Source organism: Gryllotalpicola koreensis (genome assembly GCF_039538185.1).
GTDB classification, from domain to species: domain Bacteria; phylum Actinomycetota; class Actinomycetes; order Actinomycetales; family Microbacteriaceae; genus Gryllotalpicola; species Gryllotalpicola koreensis.
The window spans coordinates 346204-361691 of record NZ_BAABBW010000004.1 but is presented as its reverse complement, the minus strand read 5'-3'; the positions used below and the strand labels follow the sequence as shown (position 1 = coordinate 361691).

General features: G+C 69.0%; 11 protein-coding genes. 7 read left to right on the top strand and 4 right to left on the bottom strand.

What is annotated here, in order from left to right; genetic code table 11:
* Positions 1–33 precede the first annotated feature (33 nt).
* On the top strand, positions 34–1044 hold the full coding sequence (locus ABD708_RS13600; protein WP_344755318.1) for a DMT family transporter: 1011 nt from the start codon (positions 34–36) through the stop codon (positions 1042–1044).
* Here the strand turns inward: ABD708_RS13600 and ABD708_RS13595 are convergent.
* From ABD708_RS13595 to ABD708_RS13580, 4 genes are all read right to left on the bottom strand, one after another.
* Positions 1041–1529, bottom strand: a complete 489-nt coding sequence (locus ABD708_RS13595; RefSeq protein WP_344755316.1) for a SprT-like domain-containing protein — start codon at positions 1527–1529, stop codon at positions 1041–1043. The two genes, ABD708_RS13600 and ABD708_RS13595, sit on opposite strands and share 4 nt — an antisense overlap.
* A gap of 9 nt (positions 1530–1538) precedes the next feature.
* Entirely contained in the window at positions 1539–2072 is a 534-nt protein-coding gene (locus tag ABD708_RS13590) for a hypothetical protein (RefSeq protein ID WP_344755314.1), read from the bottom strand.
* Between the two features lie 70 nt (positions 2073–2142).
* Positions 2143–3006, bottom strand: coding sequence for a spermidine synthase (locus ABD708_RS13585; RefSeq protein ID WP_344755312.1), 864 nt, complete (start codon positions 3004–3006; stop codon positions 2143–2145).
* A 41-nt stretch (positions 3007–3047) separates the two neighbouring features.
* Positions 3048–3695 (bottom strand): GntR family transcriptional regulator, encoded by a 648-nt coding sequence (locus ABD708_RS13580; protein WP_344755310.1) that lies wholly within the window; start codon positions 3693–3695, stop codon positions 3048–3050.
* Between the two features lie 111 nt (positions 3696–3806).
* Here ABD708_RS13580 and ABD708_RS13575 point away from each other — a divergent pair, with 111 nt between their 5' ends.
* The 6 genes from ABD708_RS13575 (at position 3807) to ABD708_RS13550 (ending at position 15457) form a co-directional block, all read left to right on the top strand.
* The gene (locus ABD708_RS13575) at positions 3807–4373 is read left to right on the top strand and encodes a hypothetical protein (protein WP_344755308.1); all 567 of its coding nucleotides are present in this window, start codon (positions 3807–3809) and stop codon (positions 4371–4373) included.
* A 5-nt stretch (positions 4374–4378) separates the two neighbouring features.
* Positions 4379–5569 (top strand): sensor histidine kinase, encoded by a 1191-nt coding sequence (locus ABD708_RS13570; RefSeq protein ID WP_344755306.1) that lies wholly within the window; start codon positions 4379–4381, stop codon positions 5567–5569.
* A 4-nt stretch (positions 5570–5573) separates the two neighbouring features.
* Positions 5574–6317 (top strand): response regulator, encoded by a 744-nt coding sequence (locus ABD708_RS13565; protein WP_344755304.1) that lies wholly within the window; start codon positions 5574–5576, stop codon positions 6315–6317.
* Between the two features lie 76 nt (positions 6318–6393).
* The gene (locus ABD708_RS13560) at positions 6394–7815 is read left to right on the top strand and encodes a serine hydrolase domain-containing protein (RefSeq protein WP_344755302.1); all 1422 of its coding nucleotides are present in this window, start codon (positions 6394–6396) and stop codon (positions 7813–7815) included.
* A gap of 224 nt (positions 7816–8039) precedes the next feature.
* Positions 8040–11531: a DNA-directed RNA polymerase subunit beta gene (rpoB, locus tag ABD708_RS13555; protein ID WP_344755300.1), complete on the top strand. Its 3492-nt coding sequence runs from the start codon at positions 8040–8042 to the stop codon at positions 11529–11531.
* 44 nt (positions 11532–11575) lie between these two features.
* Positions 11576–15457 (top strand): DNA-directed RNA polymerase subunit beta', encoded by a 3882-nt coding sequence (locus ABD708_RS13550; RefSeq protein ID WP_344755298.1) that lies wholly within the window; start codon positions 11576–11578, stop codon positions 15455–15457.
* The last annotated feature ends 31 nt before the right edge of the window (positions 15458–15488 follow it).

The window sequence follows — 15488 nt, the reverse complement described above, 5'->3', positions numbered from 1 at the left end:
CTCATCTGGCGATGAAGCAGATTCATTTGCTTCATGGCGACGGATGCCTCGACGATAGGCCGCATGCAGGCATCCGGCAACACCCGCGGCACCCTTGTGGCCTTCCTCGCCCTCTCGCTCGTCTGGGGCGCGAGCTTCCTCTTCATGAAGCTCGGACTCGAGGGTCTCGCCCCCGGCCAGGTCGTCATCGGGCGTGTCTGGTTCGGCGCCGTGACGCTCGCCGCCGTGATGCTGGCCACCCGGCGCCACTGGCCGCGCAACCCGCGGCTCTGGGGTCACATGGTCGTGGTCGCCGTCACCTTCGGCGTCGCGCCGTACGCGCTGTTCGCCTGGGCGGAGCAGACCGTGCCGAGCGGGCTCGCGAGCATCTACAACGCGACGACCCCGATCATGACCCTGCTGCTGACGCCCCTTCTGCTGCGCTCGGAGCGCCTCAGCCGGGCCCAGGCCGGCGGCGTGGTCATCGGCATCGTCGGCGTGCTGGTGCTGAGCGCCCCGTGGCAGCTGATCGGCTCGGCCGACCTCGCGGGCAGCCTTCCGGGCCAGCTCGCCTGCCTCGGCGCAACGCTCTGCTATGGCTTCTCGGGGCTGTACCTGCGCCGCTTCGTCTTCGGCAGGGGAGTCGACTCACTCACGCTCTCGGCCATGGAGATCTGTCTGGCCGCGCCGCTCGCCCTGATCCTCCTTCCCTTCGGCGGCCTGCAGCCGATCCAGGTCAGCGTTCCCGTCGTGCTGTCCATCGCGGCTCTCGGCGTGCTCGGGACGGGTCTCGCCTACATCTGGTACTACCGCGTGCTCGGCGAGTGGGGTGCTGCCCGTGCTTCGACAGTCACGTATCTCGCCCCTGTCGTCGGAGTGGTGCTCGGTGTTCTCGTGCTCGGCGAGACGGTGCACTGGTACGAGCCCGTCGGCGGACTCGTCGTGATCGCGGGCATCGTGGCGAGCCAGGGGAGATGGAGGATGCTCGGCCGAGCTACTTCGCCTGGCCAGGCGCAGCCTGGCCAGCGGCGCGCACGCGAGAACCCACTGGGTTCTCGCCCCTAAGTGCGCGCCGCAGCCGCTTTCCGCACCGCAGCCGAGATCTCGCGCCGAGTCCAGCTGATCAGGAACGCCCGCGAGAACGAGCGCGAGCATTTCGCGCACGACAGTGCTCTCGTGGGCTTCCGGTGCCGGTAGTGCACGTGCCCGTTCGGGCAGGTGCCGACCCAGGGGGCGAGCTCGGTCGGGGTCGGGCCGTCGTGGGTGCGGCCGCCGACGTAGCCGAGCGACTTCGCGGTGCGCCGCCAAACCGGGCCGTGCCCGGCGGCCGGGCCGGCGAGGGCGTGCGCGACCTCGTGCAGCAGCGTCTGGTGCACGTCGTCGTCGGGCCAGCTCGCGGCCAGGTACCGCGACACCGAAATCCGTTTGTGCGTGTAGTCGCACAGCCCCGCGCGCTTCTTCGCGTTGTCGAACGCGAAGGACCACGAGGGGTCGAGATGCAGGGCGATGAGCGCGTTCGCCCAGACGCTCACACGAGCCAGTTCAGCCATGCGGAAAGGCTAGAACAAAGGTACGACATTGGATTCGAGCCGACGCTTCACCGTCTCCAGCGCGAACTCGGCCGACTCGATCTGGTCGGCGGGCGCGCCGTTCTCGGTGCGCAGGCGCAGTGCCTCGGTGAAGTCCGCGACCGCGAGGTCGTCGGAGCCCTGTTCGAAGAGCACCTTCCCGCGGTGCTGCAGGCCGAACGCCTCGAGCTCGTGCCATTCGTGCGTGCGTGCCTCCTCGATACAGGCGGTCAGCTCCGAGATCGCCTCCTCGTAGCGGCCCTGGTACTGCAGCACCTGTGACCGGATCATCCGCGGCCGCTGCAGCGAGCGCCGGTCGCCGGTGAATCGGGCGAGGCGGTACGCCTCGTTCGCGACGTCCAGCGCGTCGTCGAGCGAGCCGCCGACCTTGAGCAGCCACGCCTTCTCGCACAGTGCGTCCCGGCTGCGCAGCTCGCCGAGCTCGGCGAGCCGATGGCCGACCTCGACCAGGTCCACGCGCTCGCGAAGGGTCTCAGGGTCGTAGCCGAGGATGATGCTGCTCACGCGGGCAGGCTAACCACGGCCGTGGCATCCGCGAGGCATGCCACGCCAGTTCGAGGGTGAAACGGATGTCTCACTTGCCCGGCTTCACCTGGAAGATGCTGCGCATCGGCGGGGGAGAGGGTGTCGCCGTGGCATCCGTCACGATCAGGCCCGCGCGCGCGAACTCCTCGAACTCCGAGCCGAGCACGGCGACGGCCGGGTACGGCCCTGCCGCCATCAGCCGCGGCAGCCACTTCTCGGGCAGCGGCGCCGCCGAGGCGACGAGCACGAAGTTGCCGAAGCGGCGGCCCTTGACCACCTGTGTCTCGGCCAGCACCCCGGCGTGCGGTAGCACCTGGGCGAGGGTCGCGGCCTGCGACTTCGCGAAGCGCAGCGGCGGCCCGTCGGCCACATTGACGAGCATGATGCCCGTCGGGGAGAGCAGGCGGGCGGCCTCGGTGTAGAACTCCTGGCTGGTGACGTGTGCAGGCGTGCGGGCGCCGCTGAAGATGTCGACGACGACGAGATCGGCGGTGCCGACGAGGCCCGCGGGCAGGCGGCCCAGCGTCTCGCGCGCGTCGCCGTAGCGCACGCGCACGTCGGTGCCGCGGGGCAGCGGCAGCACCGAGCGCACGAGCTCGACGAGCCCCGGCTCGAGCTCGATGACCTGCTGGCGGCTGCCCGGCCGGGTCGCCCCGATGTAGCGCGGCAGCGTCATCGCGCCGGCGCCGAGATGCACGGCGGTGATCGGCTCGCCGGGGTCGCCGATCAGGTCGATCACATTGCCCATGCGCTGGATGTACTCGAAGAACAGCTGCGTCGGGTCCTCGAGGTTGACGTGCGACTGCGGCGTGCCGTCGACGACGAGCTCATAGGCGCCCGGAACGAAGCGGTCGGGCTCGATCACCGCGCGATACCCGGAGTGCTTCAGGATCACCGAGTGGTCGTCGCTCATGACTCAAACCTAGGCGAGCGGATGCCGCCTTGAGTGGTCGGCTACCGGATCAGCACCTCGTGGATGCTCTTGAGGTGCTCGGCCAGCAGCTCTTCGAATCGCTCGGCGTCGCGCGCCTCGATGGCATCGAGCAGTGCGGCGTGAGCGCCCACGACGTCGTCGGCGACGGCGTTGTCGGAAGAGACCGAGGAGCGCGCCATGCGCACCTGCCGGTCGTAGAGCGTCGCGTAGAACTGGGCGATCAGCGCGTTCTCGCCCGCACGGATGATTGCCGAGTGGAACTCAGCGTCGGCCAGGGCGTAGCCCGCCAGGTCGCGCTCTGCGATGCGGTCGTCCTGCAGCTGCAGGTTCTCGCGCAGCTCGGCGACGAGCCGCTCCGTGCGCTCAGGGGTCGAGGTGGCCTGCCGCACGGCGTGCGTCTCGAGCACGTTGCGGGCGTCGATGACATCGCGCGCCTCGCTGCGGGCGATGGGGGTGATCATGGCGCCGCGCTTCGGGTAGAGCTTCATGAAGCCCTCCGCCTGCAGGCGCAGGAACGCCTCGCGCACGGGGGTGCGGCTGATGTTCAGGCGGTCGGCGACCTCTCCCTCGCTGATGAGGTCGCCGCCGGCGAGCTCGCTGCTCAGGATTCGGGACTTGACGTCCTCATAGGCGCGGTCGCCCGCGGCGACGGGGTTCTTCTCAGGCATACACACATGATAGATGCATCTGGCGTGGGAATGCGATCTCCACCCGGCATCCACCGCGCATCCACCCTGGGGTGGTGGGCCGCGCACCTGCCGCTCGGGAGCATGGATGTCATGACCCTGAACCTCCAGTACATCCTCGACGCGGTGCTCGGCGTGGCCGTCATCGCCTGGATCTGCTACCGCCAGATGACCTGGCGCGTCGTCGACCCCGCCCGCATGTGGCGCGGCCCGCTGATCTTCGCCATCATCGGCGCTGGAATCATCGTCACCGGCTCGAAGACGATCACGCTCGGGGCGACCGACATCGCCCTGCTGGCGCTCGAGCTCGTGGTCTCCCTCGGCGTCGGCGCGACGATGGGCGCGATCGCGCACTTCCGTCTGCTGAGTCCCGAGCGCGCCGCCGCCTACGAGGCGAAGCGCCGCCCCGGCCGCAACGGCGAGGCGCTCCCCGCCCTCGAGTACGAGAGCCGCACGAGCTGGGTGGGCGTCGCGCTCTGGATCGTCCTGATCGCGGTACGCGTCGGCATCGAGATCTTCGCCCGGCACCTCGGAGCGGAGGCGACGGCGTCCACCGGCGTCATCCTGCTCGTGCTCGCCGCGAACCGCGCCGCTCGCACGGGCGTGCTGGCCTGGCGCCTCGAGCAACACCGTCAGAGCGTGGCCGCACTGGCACGATGACCTGTATGAACGCACGCGACCGCCGCCTGCTGCCCCTGGTGCTCAACGCCCTCGGCATCGCGGCGGTCGCGTACGCGTTCTTCGGGGGCGGCTTCATCGACCGGACCGGCTGGCTCACCGTCGCCACGGTGCTGGCCCTGCTCACCTGGGGAACCGTCGAGGTTCTGCAGTGGGGCTTCATCGCCTCGCAGCGGCGCAGCACGATGCTGCGCTGGGTGCGCCGCGTCGCGACGGTCGTCGGCGTCGCGGCGGCGTCCCTCGGGGTCGGGCCGACGGACGGCATCCACCTGGCGCCGCTCGCGATTCTCGTCATCATCGCCGTCTCCGACGAGGACGAGTCGATCTGGTTCGGTGCCGGAGTCTCAGCGCTCGCGTTCGCCCTCACCCCTGTCGGCGCGGTCATCGCCGAGCTGAACGGCACGGCGGTGCTCGGCTACCTCGCCGCGAACGCCGTCTGGCTGCTGATCGGCGTCTCGCGGCGCCAGGCCAGGACGGCGACCCGCCGCAACCGCGAGCTGCTCGAGCAGCAGCGAGCGGCCCACGAGCAGGAGGCCCGGGCGAGCGCCCTCGCCGCACGGCAGGCGGCCGCCCGCGACATCCACGACGTCCTCGCGCACAGCCTGGGCGGCCTCGTGATCCAGCTCGATGCGGCCGAGGCCCTGCTCGAGTCCGGCCGCACGGCCGACGCGCAGGCGAAGGTCGAGCAGGCGCGGGCGCTCGCCGCGGACGGACTGGCGGATGCCCGCCGCGCGGTCGCCGCGCTGCGCTCGCCCGACGACTCCCGCGCGAGCGAGCAGACCGAGGCCGACCTCGCCGGCGCGGCCGAGCGCCTGCTGCGCGCGCACCGCGAGCTCGGCGGCGCGGTCGAGGCGCGCATCGAGTTGGACGGGGCGCCGCGGCTCGCGGCATCCGTCGCCACCGCGTTCGAGCGCGCCCTGCAGGAATCGCTGAGCAACGCGCGCCGGCACGCGCCGGGCGAACCGGTCTCTGTCGAGCTGACAACGGCGGACGGCCGCCTCGCGCTGATCGTCTCGAACCGCCTCGCGCCCGGCCGTGGGCACAGCACCGCCGGTGGCGGGCACGGCCTGACCGGAATGGTCGAGCGCTTCGCCGCACTCGACGGCGGCCGGGCGGCGGCGGACGAGCGCGACGGCCGATTCGTGGTGGAAGCCACGGCGCGGGTTGCGGAAAGCTAGCGGTGTGGCGCCCACTGTGATCCGTGTCCTCGTCGCCGACGATCAGGCGATCGTGCGCGACGGGCTGGTCACGGTGCTCGAGCTGCTGCCCGACATCGAGGTCGTCGGCGAGGCGCGCGACGGCGTCGAGGCGGTACGGCTCGCAGGCGAGCTCGCGCCCGACGTCGTGCTGATGGACTTGAGGATGCCTGAGCTCGACGGCGCCGCGGCGACCGAGCGCGTCCTCGCCCAGAACCCGCACGTGGCCGTGCTGGTGCTCACGACCTTCGCCGACGACGCCTCGATCGTCTCGGCGCTCAAGGCGGGAGCGCGGGGGTATCTCACGAAGGACGCGGGCCGCGCCGAGCTCGCCGCCGCCGTGCGCGCCGTGGCGAGCGGGCAGACCACGCTGGCGCCGGAGGTCGGGGCGAAGCTCATCGGGTCGTTCACTCGGGCCGATGGTTTCGAGACGCGTCCTTCGGGCGCTCCGGGGCCATCGGGGCAGCCCCCGGTCCTTGAGGAGCGCGCAGCGCGTGTCGAAGGGTCGGACCTGGCAGGCCGCTTCCCCGCGCTCACCCCGCGCGAGGCCGAGGTGCTCGCCGAGATGGCGCGCGGCCGCAGCAACCCCGAGATCGCGCAGCAGTTCTACGTCTCCGTCGCCACGGTGAAGACGCACGTGAACTCACTGTTCGCGAAGCTCGGCGTGCAGACCCGCGCGCAGGCGATCGCCCTCGCGGTGGGAAGTGCGCCCCCGGGGCTCAAGCCCTGAAGCGGTGCGAAAGGGACGTTCGCGCGTGATCGAGCGGACATTTCGCACCGTCCGAGCTCACGGCCATGCTTAAGGGATGGAGCTCGAGGCGGAACTGCTGCAGCAACTCGTCGAGGCGCTCTACGCGCCGCGGATCGCGAACGGGATCGCGCCCGGCTCCGTCGTCGCGGTGTTCGGCGCCGACGGCGAGCTCGCCCACAGCCAGGGTTTCGGCGTCGACGCCCTCGACGAAGGCGGTGCCACCCCCGACGCGGACACCGCCTTCCGCATCGCGAGCTGCACGAAGAGCTTCACGGCGTCGGCCGCGCTGCTGCTGCGCGACCGCGGAGCACTCGTGCTCGACCAGCCGATCACCGATTTCGTGCCCGAGTTCCACTGGGCCGACAGGCACCCAGATGCCCCCACCCTGCGCCAGCTGCTGTCCATGTCGGGCGGCCTGTCGACCGACGACCCGTGGGCGGATCGGCAGGAAGGCCTCACCGACGACGAGTTCCGCGCCGTGCTCGCCGCGGGAACCCCGCGCGACAGCACCCCTGGCACGACGTTCCGCTATTCGAACCTCGGCTACGCCCTCGTCGGGCAGGCGATCGCGCGGGCGGCCGGCATGCCGTTCATCGACGTCGTCACGGCTGAGCTGCTCGAGCCCCTCGCTTTGACGGCGACCGGATTCCACGCAGAGGGCCGCCCCGGCCGCACCGCGGTCGGCCATCGGCGCGACGTCGACGGGGTGTGGCATCCGCTGCCCTTCTCGAGTCCCGGAGCGTTCTCGCCGATCGGTGGCATCGTCACCACCGCGCGCGATCTCGCCCGCTGGGGCGCCTGGCTCGCGAGCGCGCTGACCGACACCCCGCAGCCCGGCCCCCTGAGCGCGGCGAGCCGGCGTGAGCTGCAGCAGGTGCACCGCACGATCCCGACGGCGCGACCCGGCGTGGAGGAGCACGGCTACGGCTTCGGGCTCATGGTGGAGAAAGGGGAACGCCTCGGTCACACGGCGGCGCATTCGGGTGGCTACCCGGGCTTCAGCGCGCACCTGCGCTGGAACGCGCCAGGCGGTTTCGGCGTCGTCGCGTTCGAGAACGCCACCTACGCCGGCGTGAGCGAGCCGACCACGGCGCTCGTCGACGCGCTGATCGAGCGCGCAGGCGGCGGAGCGCAGCGTCCGGAGCCCTGGGCGGAGACGGTCGCGCTGGCACGCGCCGCCGATCGCCTGATCGACGCGTGGGCGACGGATGCCGGATCAGACGACCTCGAGGCGGAGGTGCTCTCCCCGAACGTGGCAGCGGACCAGCCGATCGCCGAGCGCCGCGAGGTGATCGGCGCCCTCGGGGTCACGCCTCTGAGAGAAGAGAGCGTGCTCGAGGCATCCGTCTCTCCCGCGTCGGTCTCGTGGCTGCGCGCCGCGACGGGCGGGCCGGTGCGTGTGCGCATCGTGCTCGCCCCGATCGTTCCGGCGCGCATCCAGACACTCGCGATCAGCCGCGAGAATCCGCGGGAATAGAGGGAGAAACCTGAGGTTATACCCCTTGTCGCAATCAGAGTCAAGATTCGGGTGGACAGCGCGACGCGCCGCCGCATATACTTGACCTTTGCGCTCCCTCTAACGTCATGCCTTCATATTGCGGTCGGCACAGCGTGACCACGTCACGTCGAACGCGGGAGTCCTCGTCCAGACCGTCAGTAACTTGAGGCCCAATTCGCGATGGGCCTTCGGAGGTTATTTCCTTGGCTGCTGCTCGCAACGCATCGACCACCAACCCTAAGAACGGACGAGACCACACTCGTCTTTCGTTCGCAAAGATCACCGACACCCTCACCGTTCCCGACCTGCTCGCCCTCCAGACGGAGAGCTTCGATTGGCTGGTCGGAAACGACGCGTGGAAGGCGCGTGTGGCCGAAGGCCTCGCGCAGGGTCGTCAGGATCTCCCCACTCGTACCGGCCTCGAGGAGATCTTCGAGGAGATCTCTCCCATCGAGGACCTGGGCGAGACCATGCAGCTCTCCTTCACGAACCCGTTCCTCGAGGAGCGGAAGTACTCGATCGACGAGTGCAAGGAGAAGGGCAAGACCTACTCGGCCCCCCTCTACGTCGAGGCCGAGTTCATGAACCACCAGACCGGTGAGATCAAGACCCAGACGGTCTTCATGGGCGACTTCCCGCTCATGACCGACAAGGGCACCTTCATCATCAACGGCACCGAGCGCGTCGTCGTCTCGCAGCTGGTCCGCTCGCCGGGCGTCTACTTCGAGCGCACGCCCGAGAAGACCTCCGACAAGGACATCTACAGCGCCCGCGTCATCCCGAGCCGCGGTGCGTGGCTCGAGTTCGAGATCGACAAGCGCGACCAGGTCGGCGTTCGCATCGACCGCAAGCGCAAGCAGTCCGTCACCGTGTTCCTCAAGGCGCTCGGCATGACCAGCGAGGAGATCCTCGAGGAGTTCAAGGGCTTCGAGTCGATCGCCGCGACCCTCGAGAAGGACGCCATTCTCACCAAGGAGGAGGCGCTCAAGGACATCTACCGGAAGCTCCGTCCGGGCGAGCAGGTCGCCGCTGAGGCCGCCCGCGCGCTCCTCGACAACTTCTACTTCAACCCGAAGCGCTACGACCTCGCCAAGGTGGGTCGCTACAAGATCAACCGCAAGCTGGGCCTCGACAAGCCGCTCACCGACTCGGTGCTGACGGTCGAAGACGTCGTCACGACCATCAAGTACCTCGTCGCGCTGCACTCGGGCGAGACCGAGCTGCCGGGCGTCCGTGACGGCAAGCCGGTCACCATCCGCCTCGACGTCGACGACATCGACCACTTCGGCAACCGTCGCATCCGCGCCGTGGGCGAGCTGATCCAGAACCAGGTCCGCACGGGCCTGTCCCGCATGGAGCGCGTCGTGCGCGAGCGCATGACCACGCAGGACATCGAGGCGATCACCCCGCAGACCCTCATCAACGTGCGCCCCGTCGTGGCCGCGATCAAGGAGTTCTTCGGCACCTCGCAGCTCTCGCAGTTCATGGACCAGAACAACCCGCTCGCGGGTCTGACCCACAAGCGCCGCCTGTCGGCGCTCGGCCCCGGCGGCCTCTCGCGCGAGCGTGCGGGCGTCGAGGTCCGTGACGTGCACCCCTCGCACTACGGCCGCATGTGCCCGATCGAGACGCCTGAGGGCCCGAACATCGGCCTCATCGGCTCGCTGGCGTCGTTCGCCCGCATCAACTCCTTCGGCTTCATCGAGACGCCGTACCGCAAGGTCGTGAACGGCAAGGTCACCGACCAGATCGACTACCTGACGGCTGCGGAGGAGGACGAGTTCATCATCGCCCAGGCCAATGCGCCGCTGAAGGCGGACGGCCACTTCTCCGAGGAGCGCGTGCTCGCCCGTGAGAAGGGCGGCGAGGTCGACCTGATCCCCGCCGAGCAGATCGGCTACATGGACGTCTCCCCGCGCCAGATGGTGTCGGTCGCGACCTCGCTGATCCCGTTCCTCGAGCACGACGCCGCGAACCGCGCCCTCATGGGCGCGAACATGCAGCGCCAGGCCGTGCCGCTGCTGCGCTCCGAGAGCCCGGTCGTCGGCACCGGTATGGAGGGCTTCGCCGCGATCGACGCGGGCGACGTCGTCACTGCCGAGAAGGCCGGCGTTGTCACTGAGGTGTCGGCCGACGTCGTCACCGTGCAGCTCGACGAGGGCGGCACGCAGGACTACTACCTGCGCAAGTTCGACCGCTCGAACCAGGGCACGAGCTACAACCACCGCGTGATCGTCAACACGGGCGACCGGGTCGAGGTCGGCGAGGTCATCGCCGACGGTCCCGCGACCGAGAACGGCGAGCTCGCGCTCGGCAAGAACCTGCTCGTCGCGTTCATGCCGTGGGAGGGCTACAACTACGAGGACGCGATCATCCTCAGCCAGAACCTCGTGAAGGACGACACCCTCTCCTCGATCCACATCGAGGAGTACGAGGTGGATGCCCGTGACACGAAGCTCGGCAAGGAGGAGATCACCCGCGACCTGCCGAACGTCAGCCAGGAGCTGCTGGCCGACCTCGACGAGCGCGGCATCATCCGCATCGGCGCCGAGGTCCGCCCCGGCGACATCCTCGTCGGCAAGGTCACGCCGAAGGGCGAGACCGAGCTCTCGGCCGAGGAGCGCCTGCTGCGCGCCATCTTCAACGAGAAGAGCCGCGAGGTGCGCGACACCTCGCTGAAGGTTCCTCACGGCGAAGAGGGCACGATCATCGGCGTCAAGGTGTTCGACGCGCAGGACGGCGACGACGAGCTCGGCTCGGGCGTCAACCAGCGCGTGGTCGTCTACATCGCCCAGAAGCGCAAGATCACCGCGGGCGACAAGCTCGCCGGCCGTCACGGCAACAAGGGCGTCATCTCGACGATCCTGCCCGTCGAGGACATGCCGTTCCTCGCGGACGGCACGCCGGTCGACGTGGTGCTCAACCCGCTCGGCATCCCCGGTCGCATGAACTTCGGCCAGGTGCTCGAGACGCACCTCGGCTGGGTCGCGAAGACCGGTTGGAAGATCGAGGGCGACCCGGAGTGGGCGAAGAACCTGCCCGCCGAGGCGCGCGAGGTCGCTCCGAACACCAAGCTCGCGACGCCCGTCTTCGACGGCGCCTCCGAGGAGGAGATCTCGGGCCTGCTCGACTCGACCCTGGTCACCCGCGACGGCGACCGCCTGATCGGGTCCTCCGGCAAGACGGTCCTGTTCGACGGCCGCTCCGGCGAGCCGTTCCCTGACCCGGTGTCGGTCGGCTACATGTACATCCTGAAGCTGCACCACCTGGTCGACGACAAGATCCACGCCCGCTCGACCGGCCCGTACTCGATGATCACGCAGCAGCCGCTGGGTGGAAAGGCGCAGTTCGGCGGTCAGCGCTTCGGCGAGATGGAGGTGTGGGCGCTCGAGGCATACGGTGCGGCCTACGCCCTGCAGGAGCTGCTCACGATCAAGTCCGACGACATCCTCGGCCGCGTCAAGGTGTACGAGGCGATCGTCAAGGGCGAGAACATCCAGGAGCCCGGCATCCCCGAGTCCTTCAAGGTCCTCATCAAGGAGATGCAGTCGCTCTGCCTGAACGTCGAGGTGCTGTCTGCGGACGGCACGGCGGTCAGCCTGCGCGACACCGACGACGAGGCCTTCCGTGCTGCGGAAGAGCTCGGCATCAACATCTCCGCCCGCTTCGAGTCCTCTTCGATCGAAGAGATCTGAAGCCAGGCAAGCGATAACTGAGAACTTTCCTAGTAGGAGAAAAATTGCTCGACGCAACTACTTTTGACGAGCTTCGCATCGGCCTGGCCACCGCAGAGGACATCCGCAAGTGGTCGTACGGTGAGGTCAAGAAGCCCGAGACCATCAACTACCGCACCCTCAAGCCCGAGAAGGACGGTCTGTTCGGTGAGCAGATCTTCGGCCCGTCTCGCGACTGGGAGTGCGCTTGCGGCAAGTACAAGCGGGTCCGCTTCAAGGGCATCGTCTGTGAGCGCTGCGGTGTCGAGGTCACCAAGTCGTCCGTGCGCCGCGAGCGCATGGGCCACATCGAGCTGGCCGCGCCCGTCACGCACATCTGGTACTTCAAGGGTGTGCCGAGCCGCCTCGGCTACCTGCTCGACATGGCGCCGAAGGACCTCGAGAAGGTCATCTACTTCGCCGCATACATGGTCATCTTCGTCGACGAGGACGGCCGTCACGCCGACCTCCCCGGCCTCGAGAACGAGCTCCGGCTCGAGCTGAAGACGCTGGGCGACCAGCGCGACGCCGCTGTGGCCGACCGCCTCAGCCGTCTCGAGGCCGACCTCGCCGCCCTGGAGGCGGAGGGGGCGAAGGCCGACCAGAAGAAGAAGGTCAAGGACGGCGCCGAGAAGGAGATGGCGCAGCTGCGCAAGTCCTTCGACGACGACATCGCCCGTCTCGAGCGCGTGTGGGAGTCCTTCCGCACGCTGAAGGTCGGCGACCTCAAGCCCGAGGACGCCGACTTCAACGAGCTCGTCGACCGCTTCGGCCTGTACTTCGAGGCGCACATGGGCGCCGAGGCCATCAAGCGCCGCCTGCAGGACTTCGACCTGGAGGCCGAGGCCGAGACGCTGCGCGAGCAGATCGCCACGGGCAAGGGCCAGAAGAAGATCCGCGCGATCAAGCGCCTGCGGGTCGTCAACTCGTTCCTCGCCACCGGCAACTCGCCGGCCGCGATGGTGCTCGACGTCGTTCCGGTGATCCCGCCGGAGCTGCGCCCCATGGTCCAGCTCGACGGCGGCCGCTTCGCGACCTCCGACCTGAACGACCTGTACCGCCGCGTGATCAACCGCAACAACCGCCTGCGCCGCCTGCTCGACCTCGGTGCCCCCGAGATCATCGTGAACAACGAGAAGCGGATGCTGCAGGAGGCCGTCGACGCGCTGTTCGACAACGGCCGCCGCGGTCGCCCCGTCACCGGCACCGGCAACCGCGCCCTCAAGTCCCTCAGCGACATGCTGAAGGGAAAGCAGGGCCGCTTCCGCCAGAACCTGCTCGGCAAGCGCGTCGACTACTCGGGCCGTTCGGTCATCATCGTCGGCCCGACGCTCAAGCTGCACCAGTGCGGTCTGCCCAAGCAGATGGCGCTCGAGCTGTTCAAGCCGTTCGTGATCAAGCGCCTGATCGACCTGGGCCACGCCCAGAACATCAAGGCGGCCAAGCGCATGGTCGAGCGTTCGCGCCCGCAGGTGTGGGACGTCCTCGAGGAGATCATCCGCGAGCGCCCCGTGCTGCTGAACCGTGCGCCCACGCTGCACCGTCTCGGCATCCAGGCCTTCGAGCCGCTGCTCGTCGAGGGCAAGGCGATCCAGCTGCACCCGCTCGTCTGCGCCGCGTTCAACGCGGACTTCGACGGCGACCAGATGGCCGTCCACCTGCCGCTGTCGGTCGAGGCCCAGGCCGAGGCCCGCATCCTGATGCTCGCCTCGAACAACATCCTGAAGCCGTCCGACGGCCGCCCGGTCACCCTGCCCGCGCAGGACATGATCATCGGCCTGCACCACCTGACCACCGTCAAGGAGGGTGCGCTCGGCGAGGGCCGCGCGTTCTCATCCGTCGCCGAGGCGATCCTCGCGAAGGACCAGGGCACGCTCGACCTCAACGCCAAGGTGAAGATCCGTCTCACGGACCTCTACCTCGATGAGGACACCGCCCCCGAGGGCTTCGTGCAGGGCTCGACCGCGATCGTCGAGACCACGCTCGGCCGTGCGCTGTTCAACGAGGCGCTGCCGGCGGACTACCCGTTCGTCGAGGCCGTCGCCGACAAGGGCCGCATCTCGCAGCTGGTCAACGACCTCGCGGAGCGGTACCCCAAGGTCGAGGTCGCGGCCACGCTGGACCGCATCAAGGACGCCGGCTTCTTCTGGGCGACCCGCTCGGGCGTCACGGTGGCCATGTCCGACGTGACGACTCCTCCTCAGAAGAAGGAGATCATCGCGAAGTACGAGAAGCAGGCCGCGAAGGTCCAGGGCGAGTACGACCGCGGTCTCACGACCGACAACGAGCGCCGTCTCGAGCTCGTCAACATCTGGACCAAGGCCACAGAAGAGGTCGCGGCGGCCATGCGCGACAACTTCGAGAAGGACAACACCATCTACCGCATGGTGTCGTCCGGCGCCCGTGGTAACTGGCTGCAGATCCGTAACATCGCGGGTCTGCTGGGCCTGGTGACGAACCCGAAGGGTGAGACCATCGCGCGCCCGATCCTCTCGAGCTACCGCGAGGGTCTGACCGTGGCGGAGTACTTCATCAACACCCACGGTGCCCGCAAGGGTCTGTCCGACACCGCGCTGCGCACCGCCGACTCGGGTTACCTGACCCGTCGTCTGGTGGACGTCTCGCAGGACGTCATCATCCGCGAGGACGACTGCGGCACGAACAAGGGCCTCGACCTCGCGATCGCGGCGAACAACGCCGAGGGCGTGCTCACCCGCGACCCGAACGTCGAGAACTCGGTGTTCGGCCGCACCCTGGCCGTCGACGCGGTCGGTGCCGACGGCACCGTCGTCGCCGAGGCGGGCTCCGACGTGGGCGACGTGCTCATCGACAAGCTCGTCGAGGCCGGTGTCGAGCGCATCAAGGTGCGCTCGGTGCTGACCTGCGAGTCGTCGGTCGGCGTCTGCGCGAAGTGCTACGGCCGCTCGCTGGCCACCGGCAAGCTCGTCGACATCGGCGAGGCCGTCGGCATCATCGCGGCGCAGTCCATCGGCGAGCCCGGCACCCAGCTGACGATGCGTACCTTCCACCAGGGCGGCACGACCGGTGCTGACGACATCACCCAGGGTCTGCCCCGTGTCCAGGAGCTCTTCGAGGCGCGTACCCCCAAGGGTTCGTCGCCCATCGCGGAGGCCGCGGGCACGATCAAGATCGAGGAGACCGAGAAGGCCCGCCGTGTGATCCTGACGCCGGACAACGGCGACGAGGAGCACGTCTACCCGGTGCTGAAGCGCTCGACGCTCCGCGTCGAGGACGGTCAGCACGTCGAGCTCGGCGAGCAGATCATCATCGGCTCGGTCGACCCGAAGGAGGTGCTGCGCGTCATGGGCGTCCGTGCCGTGCAGGAGCACCTCGTCGGCGGTGTGCAGGGCGTCTACCGCTCGCAGGGTGTGCCGATCCACGACAAGCACATCGAGGTCATCGTGCGGCAGATGCTGCGCAAGGTGACCGTCGTCGAGCACGGCGACACCGAGCTGCTGCCCGGTGAGCTCGTCGACCGCTCCCGCTTCGTCGAGGTCAACCGCGCCGCGGTGGCCGAGGGCAAGAAGCCCGCGGCCGCCCGCCAGGAGGTCATGGGTATCACCAAGGCCTCGCTCGCGACCGAGTCGTGGCTGTCGGCGGCCTCCTTCCAGGAGACCACCCGCGTGCTCACGCAGGCGGCGATGGAGGGCAAGAGCGACCCGCTGATCGGTCTCAAGGAGAACGTGATCATCGGAAAGCTGATCCCGGCGGGCACCGGCCTCGGCCGCTACCGCAACGTGACGGTCGACGCGACGGAGGAGGCGAAGGCGGAGCGCTACCCGAACCGCATCTTCTCCGACGATTCGGTGTTCGACGAGAACTCGCTGTCCTTCGTGGACTTCGACTCGTTCTCGAGCGACGACTACACCCCCGGCACCTACAACTGAGGTCCCGCAGGGAAGTAGCACTACAGAAGGC